The organism is Nocardioides pantholopis (assembly GCF_003710085.1).
Taxonomy (GTDB): domain Bacteria; phylum Actinomycetota; class Actinomycetes; order Propionibacteriales; family Nocardioidaceae; genus Nocardioides; species Nocardioides pantholopis.
Map to the genome: position 1 here is coordinate 1,714,920 of NZ_CP033324.1, position 22,399 is coordinate 1,737,318.

At 74.3% G+C, this 22,399-nt stretch carries 22 protein-coding genes and 1 pseudogene; 19 read left to right on the forward strand and 4 right to left on the reverse strand.

From position 1 onward, the window contains the following. Window positions 1-37: 37 nt before the first annotated feature. Together EBO35_RS08190 and coaE are read left to right on the forward strand one after the other, a co-directional pair. Window positions 38-457, forward strand: a complete 420-nt coding sequence (locus EBO35_RS08190) for a MarR family winged helix-turn-helix transcriptional regulator (protein WP_122817282.1) — start codon at window positions 38-40, stop codon at window positions 455-457. Between the two features lie 9 nt (window positions 458-466). Further along, window positions 467-1,066, forward strand: coding sequence for a dephospho-CoA kinase (coaE, locus tag EBO35_RS08195; RefSeq protein ID WP_122817283.1), 600 nt, complete (start codon window positions 467-469; stop codon window positions 1,064-1,066). A gap of 4 nt (window positions 1,067-1,070) precedes the next feature. Here coaE and EBO35_RS08200 read toward each other — a convergent pair whose 3' ends face one another. After that, a complete protein-coding gene (locus EBO35_RS08200) occupies window positions 1,071-2,042 on the reverse strand; it encodes a sigma-70 family RNA polymerase sigma factor (RefSeq protein ID WP_122817284.1) in 972 nt (323 codons plus the stop codon). 210 nt (window positions 2,043-2,252) lie between these two features. Next, window positions 2,253-4,430 carry a S9 family peptidase gene (locus EBO35_RS08205; protein ID WP_122817285.1) on the reverse strand — a complete coding sequence of 726 codons (2,178 nt, stop codon included), beginning with the start codon at window positions 4,428-4,430 and terminating at the stop codon, window positions 2,253-2,255. A gap of 23 nt (window positions 4,431-4,453) precedes the next feature. Between EBO35_RS08205 and EBO35_RS08210 the strand changes: the two genes are divergently transcribed. From EBO35_RS08210 to EBO35_RS08225, 4 genes and pseudogenes are all read left to right on the forward strand, one after another. Next, window positions 4,454-5,131: a 5-oxoprolinase subunit PxpA gene (locus tag EBO35_RS08210; RefSeq protein ID WP_122817286.1), complete on the forward strand. Its 678-nt coding sequence runs from the start codon at window positions 4,454-4,456 to the stop codon at window positions 5,129-5,131. Between the two features lie 26 nt (window positions 5,132-5,157). Further along, window positions 5,158-5,952: an SDR family oxidoreductase gene (locus tag EBO35_RS08215; RefSeq protein ID WP_122817287.1), complete on the forward strand. Its 795-nt coding sequence runs from the start codon at window positions 5,158-5,160 to the stop codon at window positions 5,950-5,952. Between the two features lie 33 nt (window positions 5,953-5,985). Continuing rightward, on the forward strand, window positions 5,986-6,579 hold the full coding sequence (locus EBO35_RS08220; RefSeq protein ID WP_122817288.1) for a 5-oxoprolinase subunit B family protein: 594 nt from the start codon (window positions 5,986-5,988) through the stop codon (window positions 6,577-6,579). Then, a pseudogene (locus EBO35_RS08225) lies at window positions 6,576-7,364 on the forward strand (5-oxoprolinase subunit C family protein); the annotation flags it as partial. The gene EBO35_RS08220 and the pseudogene EBO35_RS08225, both read left to right, overlap by 4 nt. A gap of 49 nt (window positions 7,365-7,413) precedes the next feature. On the opposite strand, the gene EBO35_RS08230 reads toward EBO35_RS08225, so the two are convergent. Then, complete coding sequence (locus EBO35_RS08230; RefSeq protein ID WP_122817289.1) at window positions 7,414-8,853, reverse strand: DNA polymerase IV; 1,440 nt, start codon at window positions 8,851-8,853, stop codon at window positions 7,414-7,416. A 125-nt stretch (window positions 8,854-8,978) separates the two neighbouring features. Between EBO35_RS08230 and EBO35_RS08235 the strand changes: the two genes are divergently transcribed. From EBO35_RS08235 to EBO35_RS08245, 3 genes are all read left to right on the forward strand, one after another. Continuing rightward, window positions 8,979-9,962: a DUF4192 domain-containing protein gene (locus tag EBO35_RS08235; RefSeq protein ID WP_122817290.1), complete on the forward strand. Its 984-nt coding sequence runs from the start codon at window positions 8,979-8,981 to the stop codon at window positions 9,960-9,962. Window positions 9,963-10,057: 95 nt separating this feature from the next. Further along, the gene (locus tag EBO35_RS08240; RefSeq protein ID WP_122817291.1) at window positions 10,058-11,224 is read left to right on the forward strand and encodes a carboxylate-amine ligase; all 1,167 of its coding nucleotides are present in this window, start codon (window positions 10,058-10,060) and stop codon (window positions 11,222-11,224) included. Window positions 11,225-11,234: 10 nt separating this feature from the next. After that, entirely contained in the window at window positions 11,235-12,701 is a 1,467-nt protein-coding gene (locus EBO35_RS08245; protein ID WP_122817292.1) for a glutamate--cysteine ligase family protein, read from the forward strand. Window positions 12,702-12,763: 62 nt separating this feature from the next. Here EBO35_RS08245 and EBO35_RS08250 read toward each other — a convergent pair whose 3' ends face one another. Then, entirely contained in the window at window positions 12,764-13,228 is a 465-nt protein-coding gene (locus EBO35_RS08250) for a hypothetical protein (RefSeq protein ID WP_241153924.1), read from the reverse strand. A gap of 117 nt (window positions 13,229-13,345) precedes the next feature. Between EBO35_RS08250 and EBO35_RS08255 the strand changes: the two genes are divergently transcribed. The 10 genes from EBO35_RS08255 to EBO35_RS08300 all read left to right on the forward strand — a co-directional run bounded on the left by EBO35_RS08255 (window position 13,346) and on the right by EBO35_RS08300 (window position 22,331). Continuing rightward, window positions 13,346-13,747 (forward strand): universal stress protein, encoded by a 402-nt coding sequence (locus EBO35_RS08255; RefSeq protein WP_122817293.1) that lies wholly within the window; start codon window positions 13,346-13,348, stop codon window positions 13,745-13,747. Window positions 13,748-13,778: 31 nt separating this feature from the next. Beyond that, a complete protein-coding gene (locus EBO35_RS08260) occupies window positions 13,779-14,363 on the forward strand; it encodes an HhH-GPD-type base excision DNA repair protein (protein WP_122817294.1) in 585 nt (194 codons plus the stop codon). Between the two features lie 166 nt (window positions 14,364-14,529). Next, complete coding sequence (locus EBO35_RS08265; protein WP_122817295.1) at window positions 14,530-15,981, forward strand: RNA polymerase sigma factor; 1,452 nt, start codon at window positions 14,530-14,532, stop codon at window positions 15,979-15,981. A gap of 223 nt (window positions 15,982-16,204) precedes the next feature. Then, entirely contained in the window at window positions 16,205-16,768 is a 564-nt protein-coding gene (gene efp, locus EBO35_RS08270; protein ID WP_122817296.1) for an elongation factor P, read from the forward strand. Beyond that, a complete protein-coding gene (nusB, locus tag EBO35_RS08275) occupies window positions 16,768-17,178 on the forward strand; it encodes a transcription antitermination factor NusB (protein ID WP_122817297.1) in 411 nt (136 codons plus the stop codon). The genes efp and nusB overlap by 1 nt, the downstream gene beginning before the upstream one ends. 61 nt (window positions 17,179-17,239) lie before the next feature. After that, window positions 17,240-18,064, forward strand: coding sequence for a DUF1206 domain-containing protein (locus EBO35_RS08280; RefSeq protein ID WP_122817298.1), 825 nt, complete (start codon window positions 17,240-17,242; stop codon window positions 18,062-18,064). 55 nt (window positions 18,065-18,119) lie between these two features. Further along, window positions 18,120-19,493, forward strand: a complete 1,374-nt coding sequence (locus EBO35_RS08285; RefSeq protein WP_122817299.1) for a dihydrolipoyl dehydrogenase family protein — start codon at window positions 18,120-18,122, stop codon at window positions 19,491-19,493. A 71-nt stretch (window positions 19,494-19,564) separates the two neighbouring features. Beyond that, window positions 19,565-20,689: a MinD/ParA family ATP-binding protein gene (locus tag EBO35_RS08290; protein WP_241153925.1), complete on the forward strand. Its 1,125-nt coding sequence runs from the start codon at window positions 19,565-19,567 to the stop codon at window positions 20,687-20,689. Window positions 20,690-20,784: 95 nt separating this feature from the next. Continuing rightward, complete coding sequence (locus tag EBO35_RS08295; RefSeq protein ID WP_122817300.1) at window positions 20,785-21,252, forward strand: hypothetical protein; 468 nt, start codon at window positions 20,785-20,787, stop codon at window positions 21,250-21,252. A 53-nt stretch (window positions 21,253-21,305) separates the two neighbouring features. Then, window positions 21,306-22,331, forward strand: a complete 1,026-nt coding sequence (locus EBO35_RS08300; protein WP_122817301.1) for an NADPH:quinone reductase — start codon at window positions 21,306-21,308, stop codon at window positions 22,329-22,331. Window positions 22,332-22,399: the final 68 nt, after the last annotated feature.

The following is a 22,399-nucleotide window of genomic DNA, read 5'->3' on the forward strand; positions in this document are numbered from 1 at the left end:
ACATGAGGGTAACCGTCTCGTCGTCAGGAGAATTCCCGTGCCGCCTCCCTCCGCCGCCTCGACCGGCGACCTGCTGACCGCCGTGGCCCGCTCGCTGCGCCGCCGGTACGCCGCGGCGTTCGCGGAGTGGGACGTGACTCCGGCCCAGGCGCGGGCCCTGCGGGTCGCGACCGAGCACGAGGGGGCGCGGCTCTCGGTGATCGCCGAGCACCTGCAGATCGCCCCCCGGTCCGCGACCGAGGTCGTCGACGCGCTGGAGGCCCGCGGGCTGGTGGAGCGCCGCCCGGACCCCGGTGACCGGCGCGCCACGTCGGTCGTCCCCAGCCCGGAGGGGCTGCGGCTGCGGCGGCTGCTCGACGAGGCCCGCCGACACGCCGCCGAGGAGCTGCTGGGGCGGCTGGGCCCGGCGGACCGGGCCGAGCTGGACCGGATCCTCGCGCTGCTGGTCGACCCCTAGGATCACGGCATGCGGGTGGGACTCACGGGCGGCATCGCGTCGGGCAAGAGCACGGTCTCGGCGATCCTCGCGGAGCTCGGGGCGGTGGTCATCGACGCCGACCAGATCGCCCGCCAGGTCGTGGCGAAGGGAACCCCCGGCCTCGCCGCGGTGGTCGAGGCGTTCGGCCCGGAGATCCTCACGGCCGAGGGTGAGATGGACCGGGCGGCCGTCGGCGCGATCGTGTTCGCCGACGCGGGGCGGCGCAAGGTGCTGGAGGGGATCGTGCACCCGCTCGTCTTCGAGCGGTACGCCGAGCTCGAGGCCGCCGCGGACCCCGACGCCGTGGTCGTGCACGACATCCCCCTGCTGGCCGAGGGCGGCCGCGCCGACACCTTCGACGCGGTCGTCGTCGTCGACGTGCCGGTCGAGACCCAGGTCGAGCGGATGCTGCGCGAGCGGGGGATGAGCCGCGAGGACGCCGAGGCCCGGATCGCGGCCCAGGCCACCCGCGAGCAGCGCCGCGCCATCGCGACGTACGTCATCGACAACACCGGGACGCTCGAAGACCTCCGCCAGCGTGTGGTGGAGGTCTTCGAGAGCCTGGTGACCGGGGCCCGGCCGGCCTGAGGGATCAGGCGGCGGAGGACCCGCTCGCCAGGTCCGGGTCGGCGATCCGGCGCAGCTTCTGCAGCGCCTCCCGCTCCAGCTGGCGGACCCGCTCGGCGGAGATGCCGTGCTTGGTGCCGATGTCGGCCAGCTTGTGCTGGCGCCCGTCGACGAGGCCGTAGCGGGAGCGGATGATGTCGGCCGCGCGGTCGTCGAGGTGCCCGACCAGCGAGTTGAGCCGGTCGCGCGACTCGACGTCGAGGACCGTCAGGTCGGGGCTGGGGGAGGTCTCCTGAGCCATCAGGTCGCCCAGGGAGGTGTCGCCGTCCTCGTCGACGGGGGAGTCGAGGCTGACGTGCTCGCGGCCCCACGACATCAGGTCGATGACCCGCTCCAGCTCCATGCCGAGCTCGGTGGCGATCTCGTGGGGCTCCGGGTCGCGGCCGAGCTGGCGCTCCAGGGTGCGGCGGGCGCCGCCGACCTGGTTGAGCTCCTCGACCACGTGGACGGGGAGCCGGACCACGCGGGCCTGCTGGGCGATGCCGCGGGTGATCGCCTGACGCACCCACCAGGTCGCGTAGGTCGAGAACTTGTAGCCCTTGGTGTAGTCGAACTTCTCGACCGCGCGGATCAGGCCGGTGTTGCCCTCCTGGATCAGGTCCAGCATCGGCATCTGGGCCCGGCCGTACTTGCGGGCGATCGAGACCACCAGGCGCAGGTTCGCGGTGATGAACGTGTCGACGGCCTTGCGGCCCTCCTCGGCCAGCCACTCCAGCTCCTCGCGGTTGGCCGACATCGGGGCGCCGCCCTTGCGGCGCCCGACCCGGCCCTCCTGGAGCAGGTGTTCGGCGAGCAGCCCCGCCTCGATGGCCTTGGAGAGCTCGACCTCGGCGGCCGCGTCCAACAGCGGGTTGCGGGCGATCTCGTCCAGGTACAGGCCGACGCTGTCGCGGCCCTCGATCTCGCGCGTCCCGGCCGCTGCGGTTCGTGTAGCCATGGGGGACCCTCCTCAGCTTCTATGGCCCCACCGCTGCGGAGCCACATCGTCGACAACGCTCACGGTGTCCCTAGGATTCCCCGGGCAAACCTGAGCTCTCCCCCCGTACGACGCCCGGGGGCGCCGCGAAGTTGCCGTCGCGCCGAACTCTCAGGGACTTCTCAGGGCCTGTCCAGGAAGCCCGTCCCGGCCGCTCGGTCCCGCCGGTCCTCAGCCCCGGCCCGGCTCCCCGCCGCCCGCCAGCCCCATCCGGTCCAGGATCCACGCCAGCGAGAAGGCCCGGTCGTGCCAGGCCTGGTAGCGCCCGGACACGCCGCCGTGGCCGGCCGACATCTCGGTGCGCAGCAGCACGTCGGGGTTGCCGGTGACCGCGCGCAGCCGGGCCACCCACTTCGCGGGCTCGACGTAGAGCACCCGGGTGTCGTTGAGGGAGGTCTCCGCGAGGATCGGCGGGTAGTCCTGGGCCACCACGTTGTCGTAGGGCGCGTAGGAGGCGATGTAGTCGTAGACCTCCGGGTCCGCCTCGGGGTTGCCCCACTCGTCGTACTCGGTGACGGTCAGCGGGAGGGTGGCGTCGAGCATCGTGGTCAGGTTGTCGACGAACGGCACCTGGGCGACGATCCCGCCGAACAGCTCGGGCGCCTGGTTCGCCACCGCCCCCATCAGCAGCCCACCGGCGCTGCCGCCCTCGGCGACCAGCGTGGCCGGGTCCGCCCACCCGGTCTCGACGAGGTGGCGGGCGCACGCGACGAAGTCCGAGAACGAGTTCTGCTTGTGCATCAGCTTGCCCTGGTCGTACCACCGGCGGCCCATCTCGCCGCCGCCCCGCACGTGGGCGATCGCGAACGCCGCGCCCCGGTCGAGCAGCGAGAGCCGGCCCACCGAGAAGTACGGGTCCATCGAGGCCTCGTAGGCGCCGTAGCCGTAGAGCAGCGTCGGCACCGGGTCCGCGCCGCCGCCGACGCCCTCCCGGGCGCCGATGCGGCACACGATCGAGATCGGCACCCGCTCGCCGTCCTCGGCGGTGGCCCAGAGCCGGTGCTCCTCGTAGTCGGCCGGGTCGTAGCCGCCCAGGACCGGCGTACGCCGCAGCAGCGTGAGCTCGCGGGTCCGCACGTCGTAGTCGTAGACCGAGGGCGGCACGGCCATCGTGGTGTAGCCCAGCCGGACCGTCGGCTGGTCGAAGCCGGGGTTGCTGCCGGCGCCGACCGTGTAGACGGGCTCGTCGAACTCCACGAGGTAGTCGTCCCCGACGCCGGCGCCCGCGTCCGCGTCGAGCTCGAGGATCCGCAGCTGGGTCAGGCCCCGGCTGCGCTGGTGGACGACCAGGTGCCCGGCGAACGCGTCCACGCCCTCGAGCCGGACCTCGGGGTCGTGGGGGACCAGCGGGCGCCACTGCTCCGGCGGGGTCGGCGCGATCGGCGCGACGCCGATCTCGAAGTCCGGGCCGGTGGCGTTGTGGTGGACCAGGAACACCTCCTCGCCGGCGATCCGGGCCGGCTCGAGGGAGTACTCGAGGTCCTCGCGCCGCGGCGCGAACAGCTGCCAGGCGGCGTCGGGGTCGGCGGTGTCGAGGTAGTGGTACTCGGTGGTGGTCTTCGACCCGACCGCGATCATCAGGAACCGGGCGTCGCGGCTGCGGCCGATCCCGGTCCAGAACCGCCCGTCGGGCTCGTGCAGGACCAGCTCGTCCTCGGACTGGGGCGTGCCGAGCCGGTGCCGCCAGACCTTGTCGGGGCGCCAGGTCTCGTCGACCGTCGAGTAGAAGCAGCTGGTGTTGTCGGGGTGCCAGGTGACCCCGCCGAGCACGTCGGTGAGCTCGTCGGGCAGCTGCTCGCCGGAGTCCAGGTCGGTGAACCGGACCGTGTAGCGCTCGTCGCCCACGACGTCCACGGCGTACGCGAGCAGCCGGTCGTCCAGGGAGACCGCCGAGCCGCCGAGGGAGAAGAAGTCGTGGCCCGCGGCGAGGGCGTCGAGGTCGAGCAGGACCTGCTCGCCCGGCAGGGCGGGCTGGTCGGGGGCGCAGTCCTCGGCCGGCCGCGGCGGGGTCCAGTCGTCGGGGTCCGCCACCGGGACCCGGCAGCTCGCGCCGTACTCCTTGCCGGCGAAGGAGCGCCCGTAGTACCAGTAGCCCCGGTTCCGGGTCGGGACCGACAGGTCGGTCTCCCTCGTCCGGCCTTTGATCTCCTCGAAGATCGTCTGCCGCAGGTCCGCCAGGTGGGCGGTGCGCTGCTCGGTCCAGGCGTTCTCGGCCTCGAGGTAGGCGACGACCTCGGGGGCGTCCTTGTCCCGCAGCCACTCGTAGTCGTCGACGCGGGTGCGGCCGTGGATCTCGCGGGTGCTGGGGCGTCGGTCGGCGACCGGGGGCTGGTGCGGGGTGTCGGGCATGGCCGCGACGATAGCGTCGGGCCATGGCGACCCCGACGATCGACCTCGGCGAGGAGGTCACCGACGACGCGGGCCTGCTGGCCGTGGTCTCCAGTGCCAACGTGGCGTGCGGCTACCACGCCGGGTCCGTGCCGATCATGCGTGCCGTGTGCGAGCAGGCAGCGCTGCTCGGCGTCGCCGTCGGCGCCCAGGTCTCCTACGCGGACCGGGAGAACTTCGGCCGCGTCGCCCGCGACGTGCCGGGGGACGTGCTGCGCGAGCAGGTGGCCCACCAGGTCGGCACGCTCGGTGAGATCGCGGCGGCCGCGGGCACCACCGTGAGCTACGTCAAGCCGCACGGCGCGCTCTACCACCGGGTCCTCGACGACGAGGAGCAGGCGGCCGCCGTCCTGGCCGGCTCCGGCGTACTGCCGCTGCTCGGCATGCCGGGCGCGCTGCTCTCCGGCGCCGAGCGCAGCGGCCGCCGGGCGTGGCTGGAGGGCTTTCCCGACCGGGGGTACGGCGCGGACGGGCGGCTGCTGCCGCGCGGGCGCCCCGGGGCGCTGATGGAGACCGAGGCCGAGATCGCGGCCCAGGCGGTCCGGCTCGCCGGCAGCGTGGACTCGGTCTGCGTGCACGGCGACAGCCCCGGCGCGGTGGCCTCGGCCCGCGCGGTGCGCCGGGCGCTGGAGCAGACCGGCTTCCGGATCGCTTCCCTGTGATGCTGTATACGATATAGCCTGCGCGGATGAGCAACGTGGTCATCACCGGCAGCACCAAGGGCATCGGCAACGGGCTGGCCCGGGAGTTCCTGCGTCGCGGGCATTCCGTGGTCGTCACGGGTCGCACGTCCCAGGCCGTCGACGAGGCCGTCGGCAAGCTGGGCCCGGACGCCACCGGCGGCGCCCTGGCGCTCGGGCGGGCCACCGACGTCACCGACGTCGAGCAGGTCCAGGCGCTGTGGGACCACGCCGTCGCCGAGCTCGGCCGCGTCGACCTGTGGGTGAACAACGCCGGCGTCGCCAACACCACCGCCGCGATCGTCGACACCACGCCCGAGGACGTCCGCGGCATGGTGAGCACGAACATGCTCGGCACGATCTTCGGCTCCCAGGTCGCCGTGCGCGGGATGCTCGCCCAGGGCGCCGGGCAGATCTTCAACGTCCTCGGCGGCGGCAGCGACGGCCGGATCCGCCCCAACATGGGCGTGTACGCCGCGACCAAGCGCGGCCTGGACATGTTCACCCGGGCGCTGGTCAAGGAGACCAAGGACACCGGCGTGCGGGTCGGCCAGGTCCGGCCCGGGATGCTGATCACCGACGGCTGGCTGCGCGAGGCGGCGGTCGCCCCCGAGCAGGTCTCCGGCCAGCGCAAGATCCTCAACATCCTCTGCGACCACGTCGACGACGTCGCGCCGTACCTGGTGGAGAAGATGCTGGCCAGCACCCGCTCGGGCGAGGAGATCGCCTGGCTGACGAACGGCCGGATGATGAGGAAGTTCCTCTCGCCCAAGCAGGACGTGCTCACCCGCTACGGGCTCTGATCCCGCGGCCCCATCCGGGCCATACTGGCGCCCATGCGCGCGCGATCCGCCGGCCCCGGCGCCGTCCTGGTCGAGGTCGACGACGCCGCCGCCGCGCTGTCGCTGGCGACCTGGGCCCGCGCCCGCGGCGTGGGGGCCGTCGAGGTGGTCCCCGCGGCCGCGACCGTGCTCTTCGACGGAGTGGACGACCCGGCGGGGCTGCCGGCCGCGCTGGCCGGCTGGACCCCGCAGCAGGAGCCACCGACCGGTGGTCCGGTGGAAATCCGCGTGCGCTACGACGGGGAGGACCTCGACGACGTGGCCCGGATCTGGGGGACCACCCGCGAGGGCGTCGTGGCCCGGCACACCGGCCTGGAGCTGGTCTCGGCCTTCTGCGGGTTCGCGCCCGGCTTCGCCTACCTCGCCGGGCTGCCCGCCGAGCTCGCGGTGCCGCGCCTGGACACGCCCCGGGCCCGGGTCCCGGCCGGGGCGGTGGCCGTGGCCGACCGGTGGTGCGGCGTCTACCCGACCGCCTCCCCGGGCGGCTGGCGGATCCTCGGACGGACGACGGCGGTGCTCTGGGACCCCGACCGCGACCCGCCCGCGCTCCTGGCCCCCGGGACCCCTGTCCGGTTCGTGGCCGGATGAGCGGGCGGTTCCTCCGGGTCGCCGCGGCCGGCGCGCTCACCACTGTCCAGGACCGGGGCCGGCCCGGGCTGGCCCATCTCGGCGTGCCGCGCGGCGGCGCGCTCGACGTCCCGGCCGCGGAGCTGGCCAACCGGCTGGTCGGCAACCGGGCCTCGGCCGCGCTGCTCGAGGTCACCCTCGGCCGGCTGGCGGTGCAGCCGTCGGTCGGGTGCTGGGTCGCCGTGACCGGCGCCCCGGCCCCGCTCACCGTCGCCGGCGCCCCCCGCTCCCACGGTCGGGCCGAGTGGGTGCCGGCGGGTGCTCGCCTGGAGCTCGGCACGCCGGACCGGGGCGTGCGCAGCTACCTCGCGGTGGCCGGCGGGATCGCGGTGCCGGCGGTCCTCGGCTCCCGGTCGACCGACACCCTCGCCTGGGTCGGACCGCCGCAGGTCGCCGACGGTGACGAGCTCCCGCTGGGCGTCCCCGCCGGCGGCCCGGCGCCGCTCGACACCCCGCGCGAGCCCCGACCCGGGCGGCTGCGGGTGCACCCGGGCCCCCGCGCGGACTGGTTCGCCGCCGGCGCGCTGGAGCGGCTGTACGCCGCGGCGTACACGGTGCTGGGGGAGTCCAACCGGGTGGGGCTGCGGCTCGCCGGCCCGGCGCCGGTCCGGGCCCGCGCCGGCGAGCTCGCCAGCGAGGGCATGGTGCTCGGCGCCGTGCAGGTGCCGCCCGACGGCCGGCCGGTGGTGTTCCTCGCCGACCACCCGCCGACCGGCGGCTACCCGGTGCTGGGGGTCGTGGATCCCGCGGACCTGTGGCAGTGCGCGCAGCTGCGGCCCGGCGAGGAGGTCCGGTTCATCCGGGCGGCTGCGCCGGCTGTGCGGAATCGGCCGGCTCCGCCGGCTCTGCGGAATCCGCCGGCTCCGCCGGCTCCGCCGGCTGTGCGGACTCGGCCGGCTCCGCCGGCTGGGCCGGATCGTCCGGCTCCGCCGGGTGCCACGCGCTGAGCTCGGGGTCGTCGACAGCGAACGAGCGCACCGGCCCCGCCGGGGTCTCCGCGGTCTCGAAGCGGACAGTGACCACCCCGCGGCCCGAGCCCCAGACCCAGCCCCGGCCGAGCGCGGTGTGCACGACGTCCATCCCCGGTGACCAGGTACGCCGGGAGTGGTGCGGCACGGCGATCTCGGGCAGCTCCGGCTCCTCCTCGGCCGTCTCCCCGAACAGGTCCTCCTGGATCCAATCGGCCAGCCCGGAGACGCCGACGCCCAGCAGCCGGATGCCGCCGGAGGCGTCCGCGCTGGCCAGCAGGTCGGTCAGCAGGGAGCGGGCCAGCCGCGCGACAGTGGCGGCGGAGTCGGTGGGGGAGGCGAGGGTGGTGGAGCGGCTCAGCGTGGTGAAGTCGTGCAGGCGCACCTTGATGCTGACAGTGCGCCCCGAGAGCCCGCTCTTGCGCAGCCGGGCCGCGACCTCGCCGGCCTGGCGGGTCAGCAGCCCCTCCATCAGCCTCCGGTCGGTGAGGTCGGTGTCATAGGTGCCCTCGACGCTGACCGACTTGGCCTCGCGCTCGGGCACCACCGGCCGGTCGTCCAGCGCCCGCGCGAGCTGGAACAGCCCGGCGCCCTGGGCCTTGCCGAGCAGCCGGACCAGCTCGTCGGCGTCGACCGACTCCAGGTCGGCCACGGTGTGGATCCCGGCGCGGCGCAGCCGCTCGGCGGTGGCGGGGCCGACCCCCGGGATCACCGTGACGTGCATCGGGCGCAGCAGGTCCTGCTCGGTGCCGGGGGCGACCACGACCAGGCCGTCGGGCTTGTCGAGGTCGCTGGCCACCTTGGCGATGAACTTCGAGGTGCCGACGCCGACCGACGCGGTCAGTCCGCCGGTCACCTCGCTGACCCGGGCGCGCAGGGTCTCGGCGAACGCCGAGACCGTCGGCACCTCGAGGTCCGGCAGGCCGGCCTGCTCGAGGTCGACGAAGGCCTCGTCCAGGGAGAGCGGCTCGACCAGCGGCGAGACGCTGCGCAGCACAGTCATCACCGCCGTGCTCGCGGCCCGGTAGGCGTGGAACCGGCCGCCGAGGAAGGCGGCGTGGGGGCAGCGGGAGCGGGCCTCGCGCGTCGACATCGCCGAGCGCACGCCGTACCGGCGGGCCTCGTAGGAGGCCGTGGAGACGACCCCGCGCCCGCCGACCCCGCCCACGACGACGGGCTTGCCCTGAAGCGACGGCTTGTCGCGCTGCTCGACGGCTGCGAAGAACGCGTCGAGGTCGAGGTGGAGCACCGAGGCGTGGTCGCGCACCGGCGCAACGTACCCCGACGCGCCGACGGGCCACTCACCGTGCACAGTGCGAGCTCCGAGAGGGCCGTCCACAGCGGCTCCGGATCCCGCCCGGCCCGGTCGGCGCGGCCGGGGAGCGTCGTGCCATGACCTCCTGGCCCGCACCCCCGCCCACTCCGCCCAGACCGTCCAGACCGGCCGGCCGCCCCGGCGGCCCGGCCCCCACCACGCTGACCGCCCGGCGCCCCGAGGACCTCCTCGCCGCCGTGCCGGTCGTGCTCGGGTTCCACCCCGAGGACTCCGTCGTCCTGCTGACCTTCGGCGGGGACCACCAGTTCCACGCCCGGCTCGACCTGCCCCGCTCCGCCGCCGACGTCGAGGCGGCCACCGCCGCCCTGCTCGCGCCGGCCCGGCGCGAGCGGGTGCAGGCGGCCGCCCTCGTCGTGTACGCCGGCGAGGCCTCCGCAGCGGCGGCCCGGTCGGCGGCGCGGGCCCTGGCGCGGCGCTTCGAGCTCGCCGGCATCACGGTGCTCGACGCCCTGCGGGCGGACGGCAGCCGGTGGTTCCCGCTCCTGGGCGGGGCCCGCGGGGTGCCCGCGTGGGGCGTGCCCTACGACGTGTCCAGCCACCCGTTCACCGCGCAGGCGGTCTACGACGGGCGGGCGGTGCTGGGCTCGCGCGCCGACCTCGAGGCCGGGCTCCGGCCCGACCCGGCGGGGGTCGCGGCGGTCGGGGACGCGCTCGCCGGCGCCGTGGCCTGCGACCCCGAGGAGGCGGCCGACGTCCTCGACAGGCACCTGGCCGCGGGCTCGGTGCCCGACGGCGAGCTGGCCGGCCTCCTGCTCGGGCTGCGAGACGTCGCGGTCCGCGACGCCGCGTGGGCCCCGGTGCGCCGGGCCGGGGCCGCGGACCACGTCCAGGTGTGGAGCGATGCGGTGCGGCGGGCGCCGGCGGAGGTGCTGGCCGACGCCGCCGCCGTGCTGGCCTACGTCGCGTGGGCCGCCGGCGACGGCGCGCTGGCCTGGTGCGCGATCGACCGGTGCCTCGGCGCCGATCCGGCGAACACGCTGGCGGGTCTGGTCGCGGAGCTGCTGGAGCGGGCCGTGCCGCCCGACGTGCTGGACGACTGAGCGGTGCTGGACGCGTGAGCCGGGGTGGGCCGACTCACCCGGGCCGGCCGCGGTGCGGCTCGCTCAGGCGGGGGCCGGCTGGGTACCACCCGGTCATGGCACCCCGGACCCTCGGCATCGAGGAAGAGCTCCTGCTCGTCGATCCCCGCACGCGGCGCGCGAGCGCCCGTGCCCCGCAGGTCCTCAAGGCGTTCCGCGAGCACGGTCCCGGCCGGCGGGTCGCAACCGCGGCGACCGACGAGATCGACCAGGAGCTGTTCCGCCACCAGCTGGAGGTCCGCACCGACCCGAGCGCCGACGCGACGGCCCTGCACGCCCAGGTGATCGCCGCCCGCCGGACCGCCGGCGGGGCTGCGGAGGCCGTCGACCTCGCCCTGGCCGCCTGCGGGATCGTCCCCGCCGGCTACGAGGAGGTGGCGGTCAGCCCGCGGGACCGCTACCGCGACATGGTCGACACCTTCGGCGAGGTCGCCCGCACCGGCGGGACCTGCGCGATGCACGTCCACGTCGGGGTCGACGGCGACGAGGAGGGCGTCGCGATCATCGACCGGATCACGCCGTGGCTGCCGGTGCTGCTGGCGATCAGCGCCAACTCCCCGTTCTCCAGCGGCCGGGACACGACGTACGCCTCCTGGCGCCAGCAGGTCTGGTCCCGGTGGCCGAGCGCCGGGCCCACCGAGCAGTTCGGCTCCGCGGCCCGCTACCGCGAGGTGGCGCAGACGATGCTGCGGAGCGGCGCCGCCCGCGACGAGGGGATGCTGTACTTCGACGCCCGGCTCGCGGCCCGCCACCCGACCGTCGAGGTCCGGGTCGCCGACGTCTGCACCGACCCCGAGGACGCGCTGCTGGTGGCGGTGCTGGTCCGGGCCCTCGCCGAGACCGCCGCCCGGGCGGCCGCTGCCGGGACGCCGGCGCCCCGCTGGCGCGCCGAGTCCGTCCGGGTCGCGCAGTGGCGCGCGGCCCGCTACGGCCTCGCCGGTCAGCTGGTGCACCCGCAGACCCAGGAGCTGGCTGCCGCGACGCAGGTGCTGGCCGACTTGGTCACCGAGGTCCGCGACGCACTCGAGGAGGCCGGCGACACGGACCGGGTCGAGCGCGGCCTGGCCCGCGTGCTGGCGGGCGGCGGCGCGACCCGGCAGCGGGCCGCCTTCGAGCGCACCGGCAGCGTCGAGGGTGTCGTCGACGACCTGATCGCGCGGACCCGGGCATCGTGGAGCACATCCGAGTGGGAGGCCGACGCATCAGCGGCGGCCGGAGCCTGAGGAGGCAGCCGTGGGGGAAGAAGTCGCGCTTCAGGAGTTCACGCCGGCGGACCGGACCCGGTACCGCGAGAAGGTGCGCCGCTGCCTCGACGTGTTCGAGCGGATGCTGCGCGAGGCCCGCTTCGACACCGACGACCCGATGACCGGGCTGGAGGTCGAGCTCAACCTCGTCGACGAGCTCGGTGACCCGGCTCTGCGCAACGCGGCAGCCCTCGAGGCGATCGCCGACCCGGACTTCCAGACCGAGCTCGGCCAGTTCAACATCGAGATCAACGTCGCGCCGGCGAAGCTGCGCGAGGGCGGGCTCAGTGTCTTCGAGGAGACCCTGCGCCGCAGCCTCAACGACGCCGAGCGCAAGTCCGCGGCGGTCGGCGCGCACCTGGTGATGATCGGGATCCTGCCCACGCTCGACGAGGGCCACATGGGCGCCCACACCCTGAGCGCGAACCCCCGCTACGCCCTGCTCAGCGACCAGATCCTGGCCGCGCGCGGGGAGGACATCACGATCGCGATCACCGGCAAGGAGCGGTTGCGCACCACCTCGGAGTCGATCATCCCGGAGGCTGCGTGCACGAGCACGCAGCTGCACGTCCAGACCTCGCCCGACCAGTTCGCGGCGTACTGGAACGCCTCCCAGGCGATCTCGGGGATCCAGCTCGCGATCGGCGCCAACGCGCCGTACCTGCTCGGCAAGGAGCTGTGGCGCGAGACCCGGATCCCGCTGTTCGAGCAGGCCACCGACACCCGCAGCGTGGAGCTCAAGGCCCAGGGCGTGCGGCCCCGGGTGTGGTTCGGGGAGCGCTGGATCACCTCGGTGTTCGACCTGTTCGAGGAGAACGTCCGGTACTTCCCGGCGCTGCTCCCGATCGTCGACGACGCCGAGGACCCGCTCAAGGTGCTCGAGGCCGGCGGCACCCCGAACCTCTCCGAGATGCGCCTGCACAACGGCACCATCTACCGCTGGAACCGGCCGGTCTACGACATCACTCGCGGCGTCCCGCACCTGCGCGTCGAGAACCGGGTCCTGGCGGCCGGGCCCACGGTGGCCGACACCGTCGCGAACGCCGCCTTCTACTTCGGGCTGGTGCGCTACCTCGCCGAGCACGACCGGCCGCTGTGGTCGCAGATGTCGTTCAGCGCCGCCGAGGAGAACTTCCACCTCGCCGCCCAGCAGGGCATCGACGCGCAGGTCTACTGGCCCGGCCTCGGCCAGGTGCGCGCGACCGAGCTGGTGGTGCGCCGGCTGCTGCCGATGGCCCGGGCGGGACTCGACGCCTGGGGGGTGCCCGGCGCCGAGTCCGACCGGCTGCTCGGCATCATCGAGCAGCGCTGCCTCAGCGGCGTCAACGGCGCCGAGTGGTTCGCCTGCCGGATGGGCGACCGGGCCGACCAGGACCGGTACGACGCACTGCGGGCGACGCTGCTGGAGTACCGCGAGCGGATGCACACCAACGAGCCGGTGCACACCTGGACCTGAGCCGGGGCAGGACCGGCCCGGCCGGCCCGGCCGGCCCGACCAGCGCGACCAGTCCGGCCGGCTCAGCGCCGCCGCAGCCGGACCCAGGTGCGGTGCAGCCCGGTGCGCGGGTCCCGCCAGCCGTGCCGGTTGACCACGACCACTGTCAGCCCGACCCGGCCCGCCTCGGCCGAGGCCGCCCCGGCGGCGGCCAGCCAGGCCGCGTCGACGTCCTGGAGCTCCAGCTCGCCGGGCCGGGTCAGCCAGACCAGCGCCGGCGTCGTCGCGCCGGTGCGACGGTGCCGCGCCAGGAGGGCGGCGACCAGGTCCGTGCGCAGGGCATGGTCGGTGGGCTCGTCGGGCCGGTCGGCGAAGACCGACTCGGCGCCGCCGGGGGTCCCGACGTGGACCAGGGTCGGGAACCAGCGGCGGCGCTCGAGGACAGCGTGGTCCAGCACGGCCCGCCTCAGCAGTGCCTGGAGCGCGGGGGAGAGCGGCTCGACGAGGCCGCCTGCCTGGTCGCTGCCCGCGGGAGGTCGCTGGTCCACGCCCGACAGCCTGCCCGCCGCCGAGGACAGCCGGTCCGGCTCGTCCACAGCCCTGGGCGCCGCAAGTGGGTACTCTGCCCGGCAACGGCCGCCGGGCCGCGCATCGAAGGAGGCTCGATGACAGTCGTCGTCGGATACGTGCCCACTCCCGAGGGCGAGGCCGCCCTGGACATCGGCATCGAGGAGGCCCGCCTGCGCGGTGCCCGGCTCGTGGTCGTCGACTCCCATCGCTCCGGGGAGGAGCTCGACGCCCGGACGGCGGGCGCGGCCGACGCGGAGCTGGCCCGGCTCCGCGAGCGCCTCCAGGACGCCGGCGTCGAGCACGACGTACGCCAGCTGGTGCGCGGCTTCGAGCCCGCCGAGGACCTGATCAGCATCGCCGAGGCCAACGAGGCGGAGCTGATCGTGATCGGGCTGCGCCGCCGCTCGCCGGTCGGCAAGCTGATCCTCGGCAGCAACGCCCAGCGGATCCTGCTCGACGCCCGGTGCCCGGTGCTGGCCGTCAAGGCCGAGGGCTGAGCCGGGCCGCCGGCTGCGGCAGGATGGGCCCATGTCCCCGCAACCGGCCATCCACATCACCGGCGACGAGGTCGCCGACCAGGTCCTGACCGAGTCCCCGTTCGCGCTGCTCGTCGGCATGATGCTCGACCAGCAGTACCCCATGGAGCACGCGTTCCGGGGGCCGTCGAAGGTGCTGGACCGCTTCGGCACCCTCGACCCGGCCGCCATCGCGGCCGCGCCGCCGGAGGAGTTCGCGGCGCTGTGCGCGACCCCGCCCGCCATCCACCGGTTCCCGGGCTCGATGGCCGCGCGCCTCCAGGAGCTCGCCGCGCTCGTCGAGGAGGCCTACGGCGGCCACGCGGAGCGGCTGTGGACCGAGGCGACCTCGGGCAAGGAGCTGCTGCGGCGGGTGCTGGCGCTGCCGGGCTTCGGCAAGCAGAAGGCGCAGATCTTCGTGGCGCTGCTGGCCAAGCAGCTCGGGGTCCGTCCCGACGGCTGGGAGGCGGCCGTGGGTGCCTACGCCGAGGACGGGTACCGCTCGGTCGCGGACGTCGTGGACCCGACCTCGCTGCAGAAGGTCCGCGAGTACAAGAAGGAGCAGAAGGCCGCCGCCAAGGCCGCTCGGGGCGGGTAACGGTGCGGCGCGGGCGGGCACTCGATGCTGAGGCCGGCCTGAATCATTGCTGAAGGACGGGTGAGTGACGGCGGTCAGGATCGCCGTGGCAGAATGACAAACGCGGCTCTTGACGTAACCGGGCCTCGCCGCGCCCACGATCAGTTTCGACTGAAGTTGACGAGAGGTGTTCGTGTCCTCGAACGCGCGCAAGATCCCTGCCGAGGTGCTGGCGCACCCCGCCGTGGCGGCCATGATCGATCGCGGCAAGCCGACCGGGAGCGTGTCTCCTGACGACGTACGCCGGGCCAGCGAGGAGGCCGCGGTCGAGCCGCGCCACCTGAAGTCCCTGATGGCGCACCTGGCGTCCCTCGGGATCTCCGTCGACATCGGGGTGACCAACGGTCGCGCCGTCGCGGCGTCCGGGGCCCGCAAGGCCACCACCGCCGCGACCGCCAAGAAGGCCGCCCCCGCGAAGAAGGCGGCGCCGGCCAAGAAGGCCGCCGCCAAGAAGGTCGCCGCCGGGACCGACATCCCCGCCGCGGTGGTCGCGGTCGCGGAGAAGATCGGCCCCGACGGCAAGAAGATCCTTCCCGACCTGCCCGACGAGCAGTTCGAGAAGGACGTCAAGACCGACCCGACCATCGTCGAGGACGAGAAGCAGGCCGCGTTCGTGGTCTCCGACGCCGACGACGCGGGCGAGCCGGAGCAGCAGGTCATGGTGGCCGGCGCCACCGCCGACCCGGTCAAGGACTACCTCAAGCAGATCGGCAAGGTCCCGCTGCTCAACGCCGAGATGGAGGTCGAGCTCGCCAAGCGGATCGAGGCCGGCCTGTTCTCGGAGGAGAAGCTCGCCAAGGGCGGCAAGATCTCCGAGAAGCTCCGCGAGGAGCTGGAGTGGATCTCCGAGGACGGCCGCCGCGCTAAGAACCACCTCCTCGAGGCCAACCTGCGGCTGGTCGTCTCCCTGGCGAAGCGCTACACCGGCCGGGGGATGCTCTTCCTCGACCTGATCCAGGAGGGCAACCTGGGCCTGATCCGTGCGGTCGAGAAGTTCGACTACACCAAGGGCTACAAGTTCTCCACCTACGCGACGTGGTGGATCCGCCAGGCCATCACCCGGGCCATGGCCGACCAGGCGCGGACCATCCGGATCCCCGTGCACATGGTCGAGGTCATCAACAAGCTCGCCCGCGTGCAGCGCCAGATGCTCCAGGACCTGGGCCGCGAGCCCACGCCGGAGGAGCTGGCCAAGGAGCTCGACATGACCCCGGAGAAGGTCGTCGAGGTCCAGAAGTACGGGCGTGAGCCGATCTCGCTGCACACCCCGCTCGGCGAGGACGGCGACTCCGAGTTCGGCGACCTGATCGAGGACTCCGAGGCGATCGTCCCGGCCGACGCGGTCTCGTTCACGCTGCTCCAGGAGCAGCTGCACGCGGTCCTCGACACGCTCTCCGAGCGCGAGGCCGGCGTGGTCAGCATGCGCTTCGGGCTCACCGACGGGCAGCCGAAGACGCTCGACGAGATCGGCAAGGTCTACGGCGTGACCCGCGAGCGGATCCGTCAGATCGAGTCGAAGACCATGTCGAAGCTGCGCCACCCGTCGCGCTCGCAGGTCCTGCGCGACTACCTGGACTGAGCACCACCGGCGGCGTACGCCGCAGCACGGCGCGCCGGCACGCACCCGCGTGCCGGCGCGAGTACCCCGGGGGCCGTGCCGGCCCCGTCCCCCTGGGGCCGAGCCGGCCCCGCACCCGGCCTCCGTGCACGAGCGGCGGCGGCGGGTGACTAGACTGACCGGCTGTCGCGGGGCTCGCCCGGCGGCGGTCCGGTCCCCGTAGAGATGAAGGCTGACACCCGCGATGGCATCGACGAACGACCTGAAGAACGGCATGGTTCTCAACATCGACGGCCAGCTCTGGGCGGTCGTCGAGTTCCAGCACGTCAAGCCCGGCAAGGGCCCGGCCTTCGTGCGCACCAAGCTCAAGAACGTGGAGTCCGGCAAGACCGTCGACAAGACCTTCAACGCCGGCACCAAGGTCGAGACCGCGAACGTCGACAAGCGCACGATGCAGTACCTCTACAACGACGGCACCTCCTACGTCTTCATGGACATCCAGAGCTACGACCAGCTCGAGATCGCGCCGGAGATCGTCGGCAGCGCGGCGGACTTCCTGCTGGAGAACCAGGAGGCGATCGTCGCCACGAACGACGGCCGCGTGCTGTACGTCGAGCTCCCGGCCTCGGTCGAGCTCGAGGTCACCTACACCGAGCCGGGCATGCAGGGCGACCGCTCCACCGGCGGCACCAAGCCGGCCACCGTCGAGACCGGCGCGACCGTCCAGGTCCCGCTGTTCATCACCACCGGCGAGAAGATCAAGGTCGACACCCGCGACTCCTCCTACCTGGGACGCGTCACCAGCTGATGTCGGCCCGATCCAAGGCCCGCAAGCGCGCGCTCGACGTCCTCTACGCCTCCGACATGCGTGGCGAGTCGCCGAACGAGGCCCTGAACCGGGCGATCGCCGACGGCGACGCGCCCACCAACGCCTACACGGTCACGCTCGTGCGGGGCGTGGTCGAGCACCAGCAGCGCATCGACGAGCTGCTGCGGTCCCACTCCGAGGGCTGGACCCTGGAGCGGATGCCGGCGGTGGACCGCAACGTGCTGCGCCTGGGCGTCTACGAGCTCCTGTACGCCGACGACGTGCCGGACGGGGTCGCGGTCAGCGAGGCCATGGCGCTGGTCCGCGAGCTCTCGACCGACGAGTCGCCCCAGTTCGTCAACGGCATCCTCGGCACCCTGATGCGCACCAAGGACGACCTCCCGGAGTGACCCGGCGCCGCGTGACGCGATCGCGTGCGTGGCGCACCGCCCGTTCGGGTACGACCCGCTCATGGCGTCCCTCAGCGACCGGGCCGAACGGCTCGGGCACGAAGCAAATTCCAGCACCTGGCTCGACCTCGGCATCCGGGGCGGGCTCGTGGCCTACGGCGTCGTCCACCTCCTGATCGCGTGGCTCGCCCTCCAGCTCGCGTTCGGCGAGCGCGAGGGCGAGGCCTCCAACTCCGGTGCCATGCAGCAGCTGGCCGAGCAGCCGTTCGGCACGGTGCTGCTGTGGCTGGTCGCCCTCGGCATGCTGCTGCTGGTTGCCTGGCGGGTCCTCGAGGCCCTCGTGGCCAACAGCGAGGAGGACGGCGCCGACCGGGCCAAGAAGATGGTCGGCTCGCTGGGCAAGGCGGCCATCTACGCGGCCATCGGCGTCAGCGCGGTCCGGGTCGCCGTCGGGTCCGGCGGCGGCGGCAAGTCCGGCTCCGACACGATGACGGCCCAGGTGATGGGCTGGCCGGGCGGCCAGTTCCTGGTCGGCGCGGTCGGGCTCGGTGTCGTCGGCTACGGCCTGCACCACCTGTGGCGGGCCTGGACCGACGAGTACCGCGAGCAGCTGGACGGCGAGGGGCAGAGCGGCAGCACTGGCACGGCGTACCTGTGGTTCGGCAAGATCGGGTACGCCGCGAAGGGGCTCGCGGTCGCGATCGTCGGGTCGCTGTTCGTCTACGCCGCGGCCACCCACGACCCGAAGAAGTCCGGCGGCCTGGACGAGGCCCTGCGAGAGGTGCTCGAGAAGCCGTTCGGCCCGGTCCTGCTCGGGGCGATCGCGCTCGGCATCGCCTGCTTCGGCCTGTTCTCGTTCGCCCGGGCGCGGCACCTGAGCCGCTGACCGCCCGGCCGTCGGAGGGATGCGCTCGCCGGCGGCGGATGGCAGATTGGCCGCCATGAGCGAGCAGAACGTCGACATCGTCGTCATCGGGCTGGGTCCGGGTGGCGAGTACGCCGCCCAGAAGCTCGCCGAGGCCGGGCTGGCGGTGGTCGGCGTGGAACGCGCCCTGGTCGGCGGGGAGTGCCCGTTCTACGGGTGCATCCCGTCGAAGATGATGATCCGGGCCGCCGACACGCTCGCGGAGGCGCGGCGCGCCACCAGCCTCGGCGGCGAGGTCGACGTACGCCCCGACTGGGGGCTGGTGGCGACCCGGATCGACAAGCAAGCGACCAACCACTGGGACGACAGCTCCCACACCAGCCGCCTGGAGGCCGCCGGGGTACGGATCGTCCGGGGTCAGGGCCGCCTGGACGGCCCCGGCCGGGTGGTCGTCGACACCGACGCGGGCGTCCAGACCTACGTGGCCGCCCGGGGCGTCGTCCTCAACGCCGGCACCGAGCCGGCAGTCCCGCCCGTCGACGGGCTCGCGGGCACGCCGTACTGGACGAACCGCGAGGTGATGCGGCTCACCGAGCTCCCCGGCAGCCTCGCCGTCCTCGGCGGCGGGCCGATCGGCGCCGAGCTGGCCCAGGCGTTCGCCCGCTTCGGGGTCCGGGTCACCGTGGTCGAGATGGCCGAGCGGATCCTGGGCCCGGTCGAGCCCGAGGCCAGCGCCGTGATCGCCGACGTCTTCGCCCGTGAGGGCATCGAGGTCGTCACCGGGGTGGAGGTGACCCGGGTGACCCACGACGGCGGGTTCGCGCTGCTGCTCGCCGACGGGCGCACGGTCGAGGCGGAGCAGCTGCTGGTCGCCACCGGGCGCCGCCCGAGCCTCGCCGGGCTCGGCCTGGAGACCGTGGGCCTGGACCCGGCCGCGCGGACGATCGAGACCGACGAGCGGCAGCGCGCCGGCGAGCGGCTGTGGGCCGTCGGCGACATCACCGGCAAGGGCCAGTTCACCCACGTCTCGATGTACCAGGGCGAGATCGTCGTGGGTGACGTCCTCGGCGGCGACGGGCCGACCGCCGACTACCGGGCGCTGTCCTGGGTGACGTTCACCGACCCCGAGGTCGCCGCGGTCGGGCTCAGCGAGCGGCAGGCCCGCGACGCCGGGATCCGGGTCGTCACCGCGCTCGCCGACATCCCGGAGTCCACCCGCGGCTGGATCCACCAGGCCGGCAACGACGGCATCGTGAAGGTGGTCGCCGACGCCGACCGCGGGATCCTCGTCGGGGCGACCGTCGTGGCGCCGTACGGCGGGGAGGTGCTCGGCCTGCTCGCGACGGCGGTGCACGCCGAGGTGCCGGTCGCGACGCTGCGCCGGATGCACTTCGCCTATCCGACCTTCCACCGCACGATCGAGACCGCGCTGGACTCGCTGGGCCTGTGAGGCGCGACGTGTGACCGCGCGGCGATGTGGGAACGCTGCCGCGTACTGCACCCCGGAGCCGGGAGGACGCGATGAGCCAGCCGCACGACCAGTCGGGCGCCGCGCCTGACCCCGGGGACCCGCTGACCGGCCCGCTGCCCGCAGCGGCCGTCCCGAGCGGGCCACCGCCGAGCTGGACACCGCCGAGCGGACCGTCACCCGGGGCGCCCGAGCAGGCCGGACCGGCCCACGCCGCGCCGGCGCCGACCGACGTGCGGCGCTTCCTCAGCGCGGCGGACTTCCTGGACCGCCGGATCGAGGAGGCGGACCTCGGCCCGGCGAGCTGGGGCTGGCGCGGCCGGGTCCGGCGCTGGTCGGGCGGGCTGGTCAGGCCCCGGATGGGCACGGCCGAGACGGCCTACGAGCAGGACCGGCGGGCGATCCAGCGCGAGCTCGCCGGGCCGCGGACGATCGCGTTCATCAACCCGAAGGGTGGCGCGGCCAAGACGACCGGGGTGCTCGCGGCCGGGTTCACGTTCGGCACGGTCCGCGGCGGCGGGGTGGTGGCGTGGGACAACAACGAGACCCGGGGCACCCTCGGCATCCGCGGGACCCGCGGCGCCCACCGCAACACCACCCGCGAGCTGCTGGTCGACCTCGGCCGGTTCGAGGACGTCCACCGCTCGCGGATCGGCGACCTGGGCGCGTTCGTCCGGTCCCAGGGCGACGCGCACTTCGACGTGCTGGCCTCCGACGAGCGCGCCGACGTCACCGGCCAGATCCGCGCCGACGACTTCAACGCGGTCCACCGCCTGCTCGAGCGCTTCTACCGGATCGTCCTGGTCGACACCGGCAACAACATGCGGGCCGAGAACTGGCTGGCCGCCGCCGACGCGGCCGACCTGCTCGTCGTGACCAGCACGGTGCGGGTGGACACCGGATACAGCGGGCTGTGGATGCTCGACGCCCTCCAGGACGCCGGGTACGCCGACCTCAAGCACAAGACGCTCACGGTGCTCTCCGACCCCTCGCCCGAGGTCGACGCCGCGCTGGCCCGCGACCTCACCGACGTCTACGAGCAGCGCACCCGCGGGGTGCACCGGGTCCCGTACGACCCGGTCCTGGTCTCCGGGTCGGTGGTGCCCTACGCCCGGCTCTCCGAGGACACCCGGAGATCGTGGCTGACCGCCTGCGCCGCGATGGCCGCGGCGCTCTGACGCGCGGAATTCCCGGACCGCCCCCGGACCGCCCCCGGATCGAGCGCCTGCCCGGTTCCCCAGCGGTGCCCGGACCGGTGGTGCACGATGACGCCATGGCCCGTTCCACGACCGTCGTCAGCCCCGGCCGCGCCGGCACGGCGCAGCGCCCGCCGGTGTCCGGGGACCTGCGCTGGGACGGCGAGCGGTGGCGGCGGTGGACCGGGCGGCGCTGGACGATGGCGGCGTACTCGCTGGACCCGGCGGCGCTGCAGCGCCCCGAGCGGTTCGACCAGCGGCCGCCGATCGCCGAGTCCCGGCGACGCCGGGCCCTCGAGCTCGCGGTCGAGGACGTCGTGACCGAGAACGGAGCCCGGGTGGTGCACGTGGGCCCCAGCGGGACAGTGGTCGGCCGTCGGCGCCGGGTCTCGCACGGCCTCCACTTCCTGCTCACGCTGGCCACCGGCGGCCTGTGGGGCGTGGTCTGGGTGGCGATGGCGCTGGCCCGACGCGAGGACAGGTGGGTGCTGGCCTGCGACCCGTGGGGCCACGTCTGGGCGACGCCCACCGCCCCGTCGACCTGACCGTCCGGCCACGACCCCACCCGGTAGCTTCCCCACCCGGTAGCGTCGTCGCCATGCGTGCCGTCGTCTACCGGGAGACCGGTCCCTCGTCCGTGCTGGAGCTCGTCGAGCGGGAGCTGCCCGAGCCGGGGCCCGGGGAGGTACGGATCCGCCTGGTCCGCTCGGGGGTGAACCCGACCGACTGGAAGTTCCGTGCCGGCATGATGGCCGGCCACGACGAGGTCACCCCGGGGCAGGACGGGGCCGGCGTGGTCGACGCCATCGGGCCCGACGTCCTCGGCTTCGGCGTCGGCGACCGGGTCTGGACCGTGCTGGCCCAGCACGGCCGCCCCTACGGCACCGCCGCCGAGTACACCGTCCAGCCCACCGACCGGGTCGTGCACCTGCCGATCGGGGCGTCCTACGACCTCGGCGCCAGCCTCGGGGTGCCGGCGGTGACCGCGCACCGGGCGCTGACGTCGGGGTGGCGCGGCCCGACCCGGCTGGCCCCCGGCGCCATGGAGGGGATGACAGTGCTGGTCGCCGGTGGCGCCGGCGCGGTCGGCAACGCCGCCATCCAGCTCGCCCGCTGGTCCGGGGCCACCGTGGTCGCCACCGTGAGCAGCGACGAGAAGGGCGCCCTGGCGGTCGCCGCCGGCGCCCACCACACCGTGAACTACACGGTCGGCGGCGCGGGGCACACGGCGGACGCCGTGCTCGCGTTCGCCCCCGACGGCGTCGACCTCGTCGTGGAGGTCGCGCCCGCGCAGAACAATGCAGTCGACCTTGCGGTGCTGCGCACCCACGGCACCGTCGCGATCTACGCGAACAACGGCGGCGACGAGCTGGTCGTGCCGCTGCGGGAGACGTTCTCGAAGAACCTGCGCTACCAGTTCATCATCCTCTACACCCTGGACCCGTCGCTGGTCGCGGCAGCCGTCGAGGACGTGTACGCCGCTGTCGAGATGGGCGCGCTGGCCGTCGGGGAGGACGCCGGCGTCCCGCTGCACCACTACCCGCTCGCGGAGGCGGCCGCTGCCCAGGACGCCGTGGAGGGCGGCGTGGTGGGCAAGGTGCTTCTCGACGTCTCCGAGGAGTGAGGGCGCCCGCCGCGTCCGCGGACCGGGACGCCGGCGGCCCGGGTCGCTGCCCGCCGGCGCCCGGCAGT

Coding starts and splice junctions, on each gene's coding strand:
- coaE (WP_122817283.1), top strand. CDS start 467: ATGCGGGTGGGACTCACGGGCGGCATCGCGTCGGGCAAGAGCACGGTC.
- EBO35_RS08200 (WP_122817284.1), bottom strand. CDS start 2,042: ATGGCTACACGAACCGCAGCGGCCGGGACGCGCGAGATCGAGGGCCGC.
- EBO35_RS08205 (WP_122817285.1), bottom strand. CDS start 4,430: ATGCCCGACACCCCGCACCAGCCCCCGGTCGCCGACCGACGCCCCAGC.
- EBO35_RS08210 (WP_122817286.1), top strand. CDS start 4,454: ATGGCGACCCCGACGATCGACCTCGGCGAGGAGGTCACCGACGACGCG.
- EBO35_RS08215 (WP_122817287.1), top strand. CDS start 5,158: ATGAGCAACGTGGTCATCACCGGCAGCACCAAGGGCATCGGCAACGGG.
- EBO35_RS08220 (WP_122817288.1), top strand. CDS start 5,986: ATGCGCGCGCGATCCGCCGGCCCCGGCGCCGTCCTGGTCGAGGTCGAC.
- EBO35_RS08235 (WP_122817290.1), top strand. CDS start 8,979: ATGACCTCCTGGCCCGCACCCCCGCCCACTCCGCCCAGACCGTCCAGA.
- EBO35_RS08240 (WP_122817291.1), top strand. CDS start 10,058: ATGGCACCCCGGACCCTCGGCATCGAGGAAGAGCTCCTGCTCGTCGAT.
- EBO35_RS08255 (WP_122817293.1), top strand. CDS start 13,346: ATGACAGTCGTCGTCGGATACGTGCCCACTCCCGAGGGCGAGGCCGCC.
- EBO35_RS08260 (WP_122817294.1), top strand. CDS start 13,779: ATGTCCCCGCAACCGGCCATCCACATCACCGGCGACGAGGTCGCCGAC.
- efp (WP_122817296.1), top strand. CDS start 16,205: ATGGCATCGACGAACGACCTGAAGAACGGCATGGTTCTCAACATCGAC.
- nusB (WP_122817297.1), top strand. CDS start 16,768: ATGTCGGCCCGATCCAAGGCCCGCAAGCGCGCGCTCGACGTCCTCTAC.
- EBO35_RS08280 (WP_122817298.1), top strand. CDS start 17,240: ATGGCGTCCCTCAGCGACCGGGCCGAACGGCTCGGGCACGAAGCAAAT.
- EBO35_RS08285 (WP_122817299.1), top strand. CDS start 18,120: ATGAGCGAGCAGAACGTCGACATCGTCGTCATCGGGCTGGGTCCGGGT.
- EBO35_RS08290 (WP_241153925.1), top strand. CDS start 19,565: ATGAGCCAGCCGCACGACCAGTCGGGCGCCGCGCCTGACCCCGGGGAC.
- EBO35_RS08295 (WP_122817300.1), top strand. CDS start 20,785: ATGGCCCGTTCCACGACCGTCGTCAGCCCCGGCCGCGCCGGCACGGCG.
- EBO35_RS08300 (WP_122817301.1), top strand. CDS start 21,306: ATGCGTGCCGTCGTCTACCGGGAGACCGGTCCCTCGTCCGTGCTGGAG.